This window comes from Clostridioides sp. GD02377, assembly GCF_045899875.1.
Classification (GTDB): Bacteria; Bacillota; Clostridia; order Peptostreptococcales; family Peptostreptococcaceae; genus Clostridioides; species Clostridioides difficile_A.
In genome coordinates this window covers 171,689-183,716 of sequence record NZ_JBJODA010000008.1, presented here as the reverse complement: position 1 = coordinate 183,716, position 12,028 = coordinate 171,689, and the positions used below count along the sequence as shown (strand labels likewise).

The 12,028-nt window shown below is 25.4% G+C and carries 14 protein-coding genes; 12 read left to right on the top strand and 2 right to left on the bottom strand.

The features are described 5' to 3' along the window. Positions 1-138: 138 nt before the first annotated feature. The 4 genes from Q3304_RS09185 to Q3304_RS09170 all read left to right on the top strand — a co-directional run bounded on the left by Q3304_RS09185 (position 139) and on the right by Q3304_RS09170 (position 3,615). Complete coding sequence (locus Q3304_RS09185) at positions 139-783, top strand: LPD29 domain-containing protein (protein WP_407813380.1); 645 nt, start codon at positions 139-141, stop codon at positions 781-783. Positions 784-1,143: 360 nt separating this feature from the next. Continuing rightward, positions 1,144-1,662, top strand: coding sequence for a hypothetical protein (locus tag Q3304_RS09180; RefSeq protein WP_407813381.1), 519 nt, complete (start codon positions 1,144-1,146; stop codon positions 1,660-1,662). A gap of 69 nt (positions 1,663-1,731) precedes the next feature. Continuing rightward, positions 1,732-2,694, top strand: coding sequence for a hypothetical protein (locus Q3304_RS09175; protein WP_407813382.1), 963 nt, complete (start codon positions 1,732-1,734; stop codon positions 2,692-2,694). Between the two features lie 45 nt (positions 2,695-2,739). Then, on the top strand, positions 2,740-3,615 hold the full coding sequence (locus tag Q3304_RS09170; protein WP_407813383.1) for a DUF2726 domain-containing protein: 876 nt from the start codon (positions 2,740-2,742) through the stop codon (positions 3,613-3,615). 151 nt (positions 3,616-3,766) lie between these two features. On the opposite strand, the gene Q3304_RS09165 is transcribed toward Q3304_RS09170, so the two are convergent. Then, positions 3,767-4,240 carry a hypothetical protein gene (locus tag Q3304_RS09165; protein ID WP_407813384.1) on the bottom strand — a complete coding sequence of 158 codons (474 nt, stop codon included), beginning with the start codon at positions 4,238-4,240 and terminating at the stop codon, positions 3,767-3,769. A 962-nt stretch (positions 4,241-5,202) separates the two neighbouring features. Between Q3304_RS09165 and Q3304_RS09160 the strand changes: the two genes are divergently transcribed. The 8 genes from Q3304_RS09160 to Q3304_RS09125 all read left to right on the top strand — a co-directional run bounded on the left by Q3304_RS09160 (position 5,203) and on the right by Q3304_RS09125 (position 11,365). Beyond that, complete coding sequence (locus Q3304_RS09160) at positions 5,203-5,859, top strand: hypothetical protein (protein ID WP_407813385.1); 657 nt, start codon at positions 5,203-5,205, stop codon at positions 5,857-5,859. 148 nt (positions 5,860-6,007) lie between these two features. Then, positions 6,008-6,277 (top strand): hypothetical protein, encoded by a 270-nt coding sequence (locus Q3304_RS09155; RefSeq protein ID WP_407813386.1) that lies wholly within the window; start codon positions 6,008-6,010, stop codon positions 6,275-6,277. A gap of 73 nt (positions 6,278-6,350) precedes the next feature. Then, entirely contained in the window at positions 6,351-7,118 is a 768-nt protein-coding gene (locus Q3304_RS09150) for a TIGR02452 family protein (RefSeq protein ID WP_407813387.1), read from the top strand. Positions 7,119-7,336: 218 nt separating this feature from the next. Then, positions 7,337-8,083: a DNA-methyltransferase gene (locus Q3304_RS09145; RefSeq protein ID WP_407813388.1), complete on the top strand. Its 747-nt coding sequence runs from the start codon at positions 7,337-7,339 to the stop codon at positions 8,081-8,083. Between the two features lie 173 nt (positions 8,084-8,256). Then, positions 8,257-8,559 carry a hypothetical protein gene (locus Q3304_RS09140; RefSeq protein WP_407813389.1) on the top strand — a complete coding sequence of 101 codons (303 nt, stop codon included), beginning with the start codon at positions 8,257-8,259 and terminating at the stop codon, positions 8,557-8,559. 39 nt (positions 8,560-8,598) lie between these two features. After that, complete coding sequence (locus tag Q3304_RS09135) at positions 8,599-8,724, top strand: DNA cytosine methyltransferase (RefSeq protein WP_021386723.1); 126 nt, start codon at positions 8,599-8,601, stop codon at positions 8,722-8,724. A gap of 579 nt (positions 8,725-9,303) precedes the next feature. Continuing rightward, positions 9,304-10,326: a DNA (cytosine-5-)-methyltransferase gene (gene dcm / locus Q3304_RS09130; protein ID WP_407813552.1), complete on the top strand. Its 1,023-nt coding sequence runs from the start codon at positions 9,304-9,306 to the stop codon at positions 10,324-10,326. Positions 10,327-10,903: 577 nt separating this feature from the next. Beyond that, the gene (locus Q3304_RS09125) at positions 10,904-11,365 is read left to right on the top strand and encodes a hypothetical protein (RefSeq protein ID WP_407813390.1); all 462 of its coding nucleotides are present in this window, start codon (positions 10,904-10,906) and stop codon (positions 11,363-11,365) included. A gap of 378 nt (positions 11,366-11,743) precedes the next feature. Here the strand turns inward: Q3304_RS09125 and Q3304_RS09120 are convergent, their stop codons facing one another. Further along, positions 11,744-11,959: a DUF6877 family protein gene (locus Q3304_RS09120; protein ID WP_407813391.1), complete on the bottom strand. Its 216-nt coding sequence runs from the start codon at positions 11,957-11,959 to the stop codon at positions 11,744-11,746. Positions 11,960-12,028 lie beyond the last annotated feature (69 nt).

The following is a 12,028-nucleotide window of genomic DNA, read 5'->3' as shown; positions in this document are numbered from 1 at the left end:
ACGTCTTACCGAAATATTGGTTGTGAAATATCGTTAATCATGTTATTATAAACATATGGAATAGATATAAACAAAATGTTTTACCGAAACATTGATTGCAGAATATCGGTAAAATAAAAATATCAGGGAGGCAATAACATGGAATATTTTAAAAACGTAAAGTCATTAGAGGAGTTAAAAAATACATTTAAAAAATTAGCAAGAAAGCATCATCCAGATATGGGTGGAAACGAAGAAGTAATGAAGGAAATTAATAATCAGTATGAGAGCGCCTTTCTAACATGGAAAAAAAGGTCAAAGGTTATGATAAGAGAAACTGCAAATAGTACAAGACATGAGTTTTACACTAAGTATGGTTGGAAGGGAGAAAACTATAGTAGTAACTTATCAGTTAAAGACATCGCAAAAATCATTCGAAGATATGTAAAAGAAATATATCCATCATGTAAATTTAGTGTTACAGCTACTTCATCAAGAACATGTTCAACTATAGATGTAAGTTTGATGGAAGCTCCTTTTAGCGTATTTAACAGTGGTTTAGAAAAAAATTATATTCAAGTTAATCGTTATAATATATTAGCTGATAATAGACTAAATTCTGTTGGAAAAAGCATTTTAATTGATTTGTATAATATATTAAAAAGCTATCATTATGATGATAGTGATGGGATGATAGATTATTTTAATACTAACTTTTTTATGTATCTTAATATCGGTAAATGGAACAAGCCTTTTAGAATAGTTGAAAAAACAAGCAAAGCAAAAAATGGTAGAAAATCATAAAAAAGAAGCATTACAGGGGGATAAAAGATACAGAAGAAGCTATATTGAAGCTTATCAAAGAATAAAGAATATCAAGGTGGAAGTTTGGATTTTTAAGATATAGGAAATAAACTGCAACTATTTGAATTAGTGTGTATCTCAATTCAATAAGCTTAATAAATTAATTTGAATCATCACCCAAACCACAATTTGGGTGATTTTTTAGTTTTTGTAATACTTTTTAGATATATCCATATTATACTAAGATGCATGCCTTAAGAATACTTCAATACTAATTAGTGTATTTTACTAATTAGTATTGAAGTATTAATTAGTATATGTTATTATAATAGTAATAATAAATTAATAGGAGGAGTATGTATGAACACTATTTTTGAATGTAATATTGATGAAGATATTATTGATAAATTTAAATTGTCTTTAATGTTAAACAATGATGAAAAAGAGAAAGTAATTGAAGAGCTTATGTTGCAATATATATCAGCTAGTTTTTCTAAAGCTTCTCAAGCATACAAACCAAATACAGTATCTAAAAATAACAGTTTTAATGAGGCTCTAACCATTGATACTGGGAAGGCAAATAATCGAATTCCAAAATGGGCTATAAAGTCACAACAAAATAATCATAAAATTGTAAAAGCTTTTTTTCAAGTAGAGAGTGAGTTAGGACATGTACCATTACAAAAACTAGAGGAAAGATGTAGTAATAATGAGAAATATCATTCAACTTATGTGAGGGATTTTAGAGGTAATTTCAATCAAATGAAAATTGATGCACCAAAGTCTCATGGAAAAGTATTTGAAGTTGTAGATGGAGAAGTTGTTATATGGGACTATGTAAAAGAGACATTGATGGAGTATAAACGTTATTTTATTTAATCAATAAAAGTGGAGGGAATTTGGTATAATAAAAATAACAAATATACTATTTAAGGGGGAAGAATAGTTATGTACTTTGCAAGAATTTTGTTTTTTTGTGATGATGAATTAAGTTTTGATAATTTATCTAATGAACCTATAGAATTATTTCAATATGGTAACTATACATGTCATGCTAAGTCTCAAAAACAAGCTGATAAAACAAAGATAATCATTGAATATGGTGGTTTTGAATCAAGAGAAAAGGCTGAAAGTGAAGGTATAGAGTTACTTAGGAATATTAAGTTAGAAATGTGTAAATATAATAATAAAATAAATATATCTGGTATAAGTGGTGTATTGGATTGTGCAGAAAAATCTGTTAAACCCGGAGAATTTACAGAAGAAGGACTAGATATGTTAAAGAATAAAGCAATTCGTGAAAAGAAAATATCGAAAGATACAAGAGTCCTAGGGGATGTTTTAGGATTAGAAATATATGAGGTTATATCCAGTATGAATGAAATATATTTTGTAGCTCAAGATTTGGAAATTAAATACAATATTGACTTCAAATTGAAAAGGCGAAGTTTTGAATTTGAAAATGATAAATTAGATATTGTATTATCATTTTTAAATTCAAGCTCTTTAATTAATGATAGAAGAATTCAGTTTCTGCTTAGAATTATGGCTATTGAAGTATTGGTTAGCGACAAAGAATATAATGAGAAAAATTACATAGAAATTATTAATAATATCATAAAAAATATTAGTTGTAGTGATAAATTGATGGAAAGAGTAAAAAATGATATTGGCCAATTAAAGATTAAAAGCATTGGAAAAAAATGCAAAGAATTAATTGAACAACATTGTGGAGATAAAACGTATTTTGGGCTAGATGTGTCAAAGTTTTTTAATAATTGTTATAAAATGCGAAGTGAGCTTGTTCATTCTGGGAAGATAGATATTATGGAATTGGAGAAATATAATGAACCACTAAAACAATTAGTTATTGATTTAATTGAAAGTTTTTCTACCCATACTATGCACTAAAGCATAATAAAAATTTATAAATTTAATCTTACAAGGGAGAATACTATGAAAGTTAAAGAAATAATTTTTGATAGCTCTAGTGAAGCAACTCTTCATAAACATTTACAATCATTATGGGATAATAAAGTATTAGTATTAACACATATACCTGTAAAGGATGTTATAGATATATATGATAAAGATGCTAATTTAACATCATCTGAAAGAGATAATTTTTTATCTAAATCAAATTTTGATTTTGTAATAACAAGTAAAGAATCTGATAATTATGGAAAAACTTTACTTGTTATTGAATTTGATGGAATAGGATGTGGATATTCATATGATGGGATTTATCACCAAGTAAACTTTGTAAATAATGATAAATATCGAAAACTAAAAATGGATTGTAAAATAAAAATCTGTGAACAATCAGGACTGCCTTTAATTGTTATATCTTGGGATGAAATAAATAAGTTTTTCACTGATGAAGGCTTTACTATTATTGATGGTATTATAGGTGAAATTCTTTTTGACAGTGAGTTTGATAAAGTAGTTTCAGAAAATATTTCTACAGTATTTGAAGCATTAGACTATACATTGGATAGGGAAGATGAAAGAAATATTATAGATTCCGCTATTGCCAATTATGAAGTACAAGCTATGTGTAATGTTAATCCAATAGCAAAAAGATGTTCAGAGTTGTATGATAAAGTGCTAAATGAAAAGCTAATTGGTGTGCATGGTTTTTCATCAATATATGATAATAATTTAAAAGGTTATGAATACTTTGCTTACTTAAATAATGCTAATAAAGATTTATTATCTGAAAAGGTTGTTATTAGAGAAGTAAATTGTATAGAAGCTACAACTTTTCATGTAGCTAAAGATTTAGCTGAGTTACTTCTTTGGAAAAAAGTACTTGAGGTTACTAATAAATAGCTTTAATGTTATGAAACAATACTGCAACTTTAAGATATTAATAAAAAAGAAATAGTAAAAATAACATATAGAAAGGGGATTGAGCTTAAAATTTGATTAGAAAAAATCAATTTTGAGACAATCTCTTTTCTTATGGTTTAAATGTTTCTATTTATATTATATTTGTATGGAAATCATTTTTTACAGGACCATATACTCTAATAAGAGATGATTTGTAAATAAGTACTTTAGTATCTATTTTAAAAACTTCAAGCTCCTGGTTAAACTTACCACTCTCTATATCTTTTCGTATTGTTGAAGATGATTTACCAAACATTATAGAAGCTTCTTTTATGCTTAAAATTCTTCCTTGATTAATTAGATTAGGAATAGAACTATTATAGTTAAGTGCAGCTAATATTCCAATTAGAATCTTTTGACTAGATTTAATAAAAGTATTTTCATTTGAATATTCTTCTAAAATAGAATCAGGTAATTGTTCATCTAAACTTGAACAACATTTTTTAATTGATTCTAATATAGTATTTTTATCTTCTTTTTTTAAACTTGCCCAAAATTCATATATAGGTAATTTTCTTTCTTTATCCTTGTCCCCTAATTTGTATCCAAAATCATATAAATCCATAATCTATCACTCCTTTATATTTTAATATCTTATATGTGTATGATAATACAAAAGGTTCAATAAATCAATATAAATGCTATAAAAATAAGTATTAATATAAAAATATTGAATAAAATGGATTAAATTAGGCATTAAATAACTTTTATGAATCAATTAATTTGTATTTCAAATATTACTTAATGTAGCACATCGATTTAATAGAGAGGAAAGTTTTTAAAAAGTCTATACCTTTTTTCATGTGTCAATAAAACATTATTTTTCTAATTAAAGTAAAAGGATTTTGCTATAAATCATTAAAAAATAAAGTGAAAATAGAATCGTCTTGAAGGTAATGTAACTATTTAATATAATTATAGAAACACAAGATATATAGTTAAGCTATTTCATCATTGCCATTTTCTCTATAACTAAAGTAAAGATGCTTATTAGGTTGTGTAGTTTAGTATCAATATCATAACCTTTCAAAAGTTCTATGCACAGTTTAGCTTATCAAATGCACTTTTTCATTATATTTCTACAGTTACTACTTATATAAACCTACAATAGAGATTAATTAGAATGAAAAGATATTTTATCTGTAATATATGCAAACTTTTTAAAAAATATTGAAAAGTATATACAAATTTGTATTAGTTGATACAAAGCTATGGTTATTCTACATTTTTAATATATAAAAGGAATCAGCGTCTAAAGATGTAATTATATATAAGTAGGGAGGGGTTATCCCTCTCTTTTTTAAATTATTTTTTATTTGACAGAAAAGAATTAATTTAATTATTTCTAATGAGCGATTATTAAAAAAGCTCCAGGCACGATAATATACAACATGTTTTATATGAATTCAAGCTAGTATTGATAGAATTGAATTTCATAAATAAGCTCATTAAGAAAATAGGCTAAGGCAAATAATCTTAGTTAAATATATAAAATTTATTGATTTTACAAAAAGGTGGCATATTAATATGATACAAGAGTCGAAAATAGTAAGAGGTAACTATAGTGTAGAGGAATTATTAAAAAAATATAAAAAAAATGTTACAGACGAAATAGAATTTATAACCAAATTTGGAATGTTAAATACTAAAGATTGGTCATATATTATCATTTGCTATGTTATAGAAAATGAGGATAACTGTTTTAAGCTAGTAAAGTACTCTGGTTCGAGTGCTTTTGCAATATGTAAAAATATTTTAGGGTTTGACTTTAAAAAAAAGGCAAAAGCAAGTAGATTATCTAAGCTGAGGTTACTTATAGAGTATGAAAAAGCGTATAGCAATAATGGTTTGAGCTATTATAACAGAACTATCATAAATAAAAAGGATGAAAAAATAGAAGATATAATAGAAAAATATGGTTTATCAGTAAGAAATACAAAATTTAAAAATAATAATAGAGCATTAATAATTGGAAATAAATTAAAATACATAACTTTAATATTTAGAGTGAAACCCAATACATATGTTGTAGCGATGTATACTTTTACAGAAAAAAGCGTTTATCATATAATAACAAATTTATTGGGTTATAATTTCAATGAAAATATAGATAGAGTAAAAAATGAAAAAGTAAAATTACTCATAAATGTTATAACTTGTTTAAATAATCCAGAATTAAAGTAAAAATAACCAAAATACTATTTGATTTAAAAAGTGTATATATGATGAAAACAAAAAAGGTTTTTATGATATATAAAAAATAATATCAAATGGATGGTGATAAAAGTTGTATAAGGTAAATGAAAACTGGAGCAAAGAATTTATTATTTTTATGAATAATATAGGTTTAACATCTTATGGGTATAATGCAGAAAATAAAAGTGTAATAAGTGCAAATGGTTATGAAAATGATACTTTCAAGATAAAACCTTATGAATATGATAAATATATAAATAAAAAAGAATGTAACTTTTTGTATAAACCTCTTAATATAGAAATTTTTTGGTACAAATATCCTTTCAGAATAGCATATAGTAATAAAAAAATTTCCTATGAGTATTTTAAAACTATTTTAAAAAAATGTTTAGAAAGTACAAAATAAAATATAAAAAATATAAAAAACTTCTTTAATAATAAAAAAAGTATTAAGGTATCAAATAAAAAAGAGGTGTAATATGAAAAAGAATATACAGAATATTATTTATGAGAACAAAAATATTTATAAAAATGGATTTTATGTAAATTCTAATGGCAAAAAAGTAAATTTAAAAAGAGAATTACATGAATGTATTAAAAACACAGAAACAATTTATAGGGAATCTGACATAAAGATAGTAAGAATACCTGAGTATTACAGAGTTAAAGATAATTTAATAAAAAGTGATGTCATTGATTTTATTATTTCATTAAATAAAGAAACTTCTGATATAGTAGCTTTAAATTTTGCTAATGGGATAGTTCCTGGTGGTGGATACATAACTGGAGCAACAGCACAAGAAGAATGTATATGCAGAGGAAGCTTATTGTATAGTTGTCTAATAAATAATACAGATATGTATGAAGAAAATAGAAGGCTAGGCAGCTCACTTAGTACAGATACAATGATATATTCTCCAAAAGTTCCAATTATAAGAAATAGTAATGGAGAGTTATTAGAAGAAGCTTCTTATTGCTCTTTTATAAGTTCTTCAGCACCAAATAGATGGAGTTGTATAACTGAAGGTCTAACTGAAAATGAAATAAACATTGTATTAAAAAGAAGAATAGAAAAAATAGTTAAATTAGCTGTTAGTAAAAACCCTAAATATATAATTTTAGGGGCATATGGATGTGGAGTTTTTGCAAATTCAAGGGAAGATGTGTATCCATATTTTGAAGAATATATAAATAGATATGTGAAATTTAATGAAATAAAAGTTCTGTTTATAGATAATAAGCTATAAAAATTTGGATTTATGAAGGAAATCAATATATTACTTGTGTTTTTGTATAACATATTAAAATTAATCTTTTTTTCTATTTTTAATAAATTATTGATAAACAAATAAACTAAAAAATTTAAATATCTCCTTGAAGGGAGGTGATAAATACATGCATATATAGTTATTTTAAAGTGAGGATGGCTGTTAGTTATAATAAACAGCATGAGGGAGGCTTTAATATGATTAAAAATATAGAAAATTATCATCTACATCAAGGCGATTGTCTGGAAATAATGAAAGATATTGAAGATGAGGCAATTGACCTAATACTTTGTGACTTACCATATAACATGACGGCATGTAAATGGGACAAAATGATAGACTTAGAAAAATTATGGGAACAATATCATAGAATAATAAAACCTAATGGTGCAATAGTTTTGTTTTCAGCACAGCCATTTACGACTCAGCTGATTCATTCAAATCTAAAGAACTATAGGTATTCTTGGTATTGGGTGAAAAATAGAGCTACAGGATTTAGTTTTGCAAAATATCAGCCAATGAGAAAAGTTGAAGATATAAATGTATTTTACAAAAAAGCGCCACTGTATGTACCACAAGGCTTAAGAAAACTTGATAAACCATTTAAGAAAATTAGAAAAAACAGAAGAGAAGGAGATATATATGGTTCTGGTTTATGCAATGAGCATTTTGTTGAATATACCAACTATCCTAATAATGTTCTTTATTTTGATAAAGAAGTTAATGGGATTCATCCTTGTCAGAAACCTTTAGATTTACTGCAATATCTAATAAATACATATACACGTGAGGGTGAACTTGTTTTAGATAATTGTTTTGGTTCTGGTCAAACAGGAGTGGCATGTGCGACAACAAAGAGACGTTTTATAGGAATTGAAAAGGGTGAAAAAATATTTAAATCAGGAAGTGATTTAATAACAAGAGCTTATAACAACAATAGATAATATGACTATAGAAGTTATCCTTACTTAAATAATATATTTGTAACTAAAACAATGACAGAATATAAAAAGATTTTATGAAATATAGATTTAAACATTAATTTTTTAGAAAATGAGATTATAATAATGTAGCAACTAAAACACAGTATGAACTTTAAAATGACAGGAGGAATACCATGAGATGGATTAAATGGTACTCTATTATATGTATAAGTATATTTTTAATAATAGGCTTATTCATATTAATAGATTCTAATAAAGTTCAGACTGTAACAACAAGAAAAGCATTTTATTTGGTGGAATCTAAAGTCCCAAATGAAGCTAAATATCAAGGATATAAGAAAAATCAGATAAATGGAACTACAACTATTTATTATAGTTATGATGATGCAGTTCATACAGTAAGATTATCTCATCCTGAAAATAATTCTACTAGAGAAATTAATTGGGATGAGGTTATAAATATAAAATTTGATTAAATTAGGTTAATTAACCTTAATTTGGAGGGAGAAATTAAAATGAAAAAGATAAGAGTATTTGAAGCATTCAGTGGTTATGGAAGCCAATCTATTGCATTAAGAAATATAGGTGTAGATTTTGAAGTGGTTGCAATAAGTGAAATAGATAAATATGCTATACAGTAACATATGGCTGCGTATGTAGAGTAATCTGCATAGGACACAGACTTAATTGCAGGTAATGTCTAAAGCCTTACACCACAATACAAGAGAAATCATTGTATGATGGTACGAAAGTAGAAAAAACGTAAGGATGAATATAAGGTTAAAACCTAAGTATTCTAAACAATGACTGTTCATGCAGGGAAGTTCCTAAATCAAATGACATGGAAAACCTTCAACGACTATCTTTAAAAGAGTAAAGCCACAAACTATCGGTGGAAGAAAAAGTCTGCCCCAATTGTATTGGGTGAAGAAATAGTCTTTGCACTTCTGAAAGGAAGTGGCTATTAGAGTGATCGAAATAGCATTTATGAAGTAGTGCTCATAAATAAAAAGTATAGGCTTTATATATGTTTTTAAGTAATATTTATATATGTTTTTAAGATGCTAGTTCAGCTACTATATTTCAAAGTAAGATTAAATATATGACTAGTTATAATGAGGGTAAAAAGAGGATTAAATGTTTACATAAAAATTATGGTAATTTCAATTTTGGAAGCTACTATAGTAATAAAAGCTGAAATACGTCAATAGCTAAATTCAATTGTAAAGTTTATACATCAGGCGTATAAAGCTATTCATGGGGAAGTAAACAATTTAGGTGATATAAGTAAAATAGATATTGAAAATATACCTAATCATGACTTATTAACTTATTCTTTCCCTTGTACTGACATATCAGTTGCAGGTAGAATGGAAGGATTATCTAAAGGCAGTGGAACTAGGAGTGGATTATTATGGGAGTGCGAGAAGATTATAAATCATTGCAAACCTAAGTATCTGCTAATGGAAAATGTCAAAAATTTAGTTAGTAAAAAGTTTAAACCAGATTTTGATAAATGGGTAAAATGGTTAGAAGAGCAAGGATATAAAAATTATTGGGATATACTAAACTCTAAAGATTACAAAATCCCACAAAATAGAGAACGTGTATTTCTGATAAGTATACTTGGGGAAGATAGAGAATATGAATTCCCAAAAAAATTACCATTAGAAAATAACATAACAGATATTCTGGAAGAAAATGTACCTGATAAATATTATTTATCAGATATATTAGTTAATAGATTTATACCTAATAAAAGCTTCTTAGAAGATAAAATAAATAAGAAATTTAATATACCAAAAGAGAAAAGTATACAAGCTGGATTCATCCAGAAAAGTGAAGGTGGAATAAAACATCAAAGTAATATAGTAATGAATGCTGATTATATTTCACGTACACTTACAGCTGGAGATTATAAAGCTCCACCAATGATAATTGAAAAAAATAACCTATTTTGTGAATATAGATATGATGAAGGCATTAGGTTATTTGATAAAAATATTTGTGGTACACTTACAGCTGGATGTTCTGGTAGAAAAGGAGTATTAGAGTATAGTGATATTTTTAGAATAAGAAAGCTCACTGCTACTGAATGTTTTAGACTTATGGGTATGAATGATAAAGATATTCAAGCAATTCAAGAAGCTGGAATAAGTTTAACACAACAATATAAAATGGCAGGAAACTCAATCGTAATTACTGTACTAGAAGAGATATTTAGAAATCTATTTTTATTGTAAATAAAGGTTAAAAGCAGGATAAATACATGCTGATGCATATTATCATATATTTATCATCAAGATGTTGTCCTGGTCTTTTTAGATAATAAAATTAAAAGCTGATGCTTGTATTATATAAGTATCAGCTTTTTTATTATATTATATAAACTGTAGAAATAAAAAGATAGCTCAGGCATATAACCATTACTAAGATTAGGAATACATAACAAAGTTTTTTACTCATATTGATTCTTCTCCTTATAAATAATCTGTAGGCTTATTATATAGAATCTTATAGGCAAAACAAAGATTTTCTAATTCTTATACAGAAAATGAATAAATTTTATTTTTTTCAAAAAAAGGATTGCATTATTTTTTTCTTTTACAATATTTTTTTTGTTAATAAAAATGTTTTCGAAACTATTTGACTGATATGTTTTTGCAGTCTATAATGTGACTGAAGATAAATAAAATTAAAAAATTATTAATAAAAACTTTTGTCTTTAGAGAAAAAATTGAATTAATATATTATTTGCAAATGATATGGAAAGAGAACTTAAAAGTAATTGAATAGATTAATTTAAAGGGAGAGATATATATGAAAACAATTAATAATAAAAAATTTAATAATGAAGAAATGGAAATAATAGATGCTTTATTAGAAGGAAAGTTTATTGATTCAAATGCTATACATGTAAAAAGCTTTGATGATTTAAAAGGGGATAATTCTATTATAAAACTTGATGAAGATACTTCACAATCAATTGAAAAGAACTTAGCTATTAGTTATATTAAAGAAGTTTATGACCTTGATTTATTTCAGATAGAAGATTTAGACCTTTATTTTGATATAAAAAAATTTACTAATGATTTTAAATTTAAAAGTATAGATTTGGCAAAGAAATATATAGAAGAAAATGGAGGCTTTTACAAATTAGATAAGGAAACACTTTCTAAGTATTTTGATTATACAGCTTTTGGAGAGGATATATTATTTAGAGGAACATATATTTCATCAAATAACATTGCAGTAATACCAATATTTGAAATGGAAGATTAGATATAGATATAAAAAAATAGAATAATAATTATAAAAAAGAGGAATCAATTTAATCCTCTTTTTTTAGATTATATAGTTGCTATTTTCTTCTTCTAAAAAGTTTTACTATTTCTATATATTTATTTACTATCTAGACCTATATGTTCTAAGTAAACGATATATTCCTTATACACCAAGTTCTCTAGCTTTTACATTTATCTGCAACACTTTTTGACATTCTAATCTATATGCCTTTAATTCTTCAATGTAGCCTTCAAATCATAATATAAGATTATGTTTTAATTAACTTACCTATAAAAGTTTCTACCCGTTCTTTGAGTAATTTTAGATATTGAATTTAAGTCTTTTCTTTACTATAGTTGTATATCTATTACAAAATTAACTTTCATTTTTTATGCAATCATAGGATGTATTTATAAAGTTTTCAATGTACCTATATTGTTGTTTAATATAAGCATCATTTTCATTGCCACCATCAGCAAACCAATTAGTTATCCTTCTATCTACATCTTCTAATATGATAAAAGGGATATTATACTTCTTTAGTGCATCATTTAATTGTTGGATATTATTTATATGAACTTTATTTTCCATATTCAAATCAACCTTTCTAAGTTAAAGTAAGTCTATTATATTATTTATTATAAAAGTTTGTTTAAGCTA

Bases quoted from the DNA above. Each gene is read 5' to 3' on its own strand.
- Q3304_RS09145 (WP_407813388.1), top strand. From the start codon at position 7,337: ATGATTAAAAATATAGAAAATTATCATCTACATCAAGGCGATTGTCTG.
- Q3304_RS09185 (WP_407813380.1), top strand. From the start codon at position 139: ATGGAATATTTTAAAAACGTAAAGTCATTAGAGGAGTTAAAAAATACA.
- Q3304_RS09135 (WP_021386723.1), top strand. From the start codon at position 8,599: ATGAAAAAGATAAGAGTATTTGAAGCATTCAGTGGTTATGGAAGCCAA.
- Q3304_RS09165 (WP_407813384.1), bottom strand. From the start codon at position 4,240: ATGGATTTATATGATTTTGGATACAAATTAGGGGACAAGGATAAAGAA.
- Q3304_RS09175 (WP_407813382.1), top strand. From the start codon at position 1,732: ATGTACTTTGCAAGAATTTTGTTTTTTTGTGATGATGAATTAAGTTTT.
- Q3304_RS09160 (WP_407813385.1), top strand. From the start codon at position 5,203: ATGATACAAGAGTCGAAAATAGTAAGAGGTAACTATAGTGTAGAGGAA.
- Q3304_RS09150 (WP_407813387.1), top strand. From the start codon at position 6,351: ATGAAAAAGAATATACAGAATATTATTTATGAGAACAAAAATATTTAT.
- Q3304_RS09140 (WP_407813389.1), top strand. From the start codon at position 8,257: ATGAGATGGATTAAATGGTACTCTATTATATGTATAAGTATATTTTTA.
- Q3304_RS09180 (WP_407813381.1), top strand. From the start codon at position 1,144: ATGAACACTATTTTTGAATGTAATATTGATGAAGATATTATTGATAAA.
- Q3304_RS09125 (WP_407813390.1), top strand. From the start codon at position 10,904: ATGAAAACAATTAATAATAAAAAATTTAATAATGAAGAAATGGAAATA.
- Q3304_RS09170 (WP_407813383.1), top strand. From the start codon at position 2,740: ATGAAAGTTAAAGAAATAATTTTTGATAGCTCTAGTGAAGCAACTCTT.
- Q3304_RS09155 (WP_407813386.1), top strand. From the start codon at position 6,008: ATGAATAATATAGGTTTAACATCTTATGGGTATAATGCAGAAAATAAA.
- Q3304_RS09120 (WP_407813391.1), bottom strand. From the start codon at position 11,959: ATGGAAAATAAAGTTCATATAAATAATATCCAACAATTAAATGATGCA.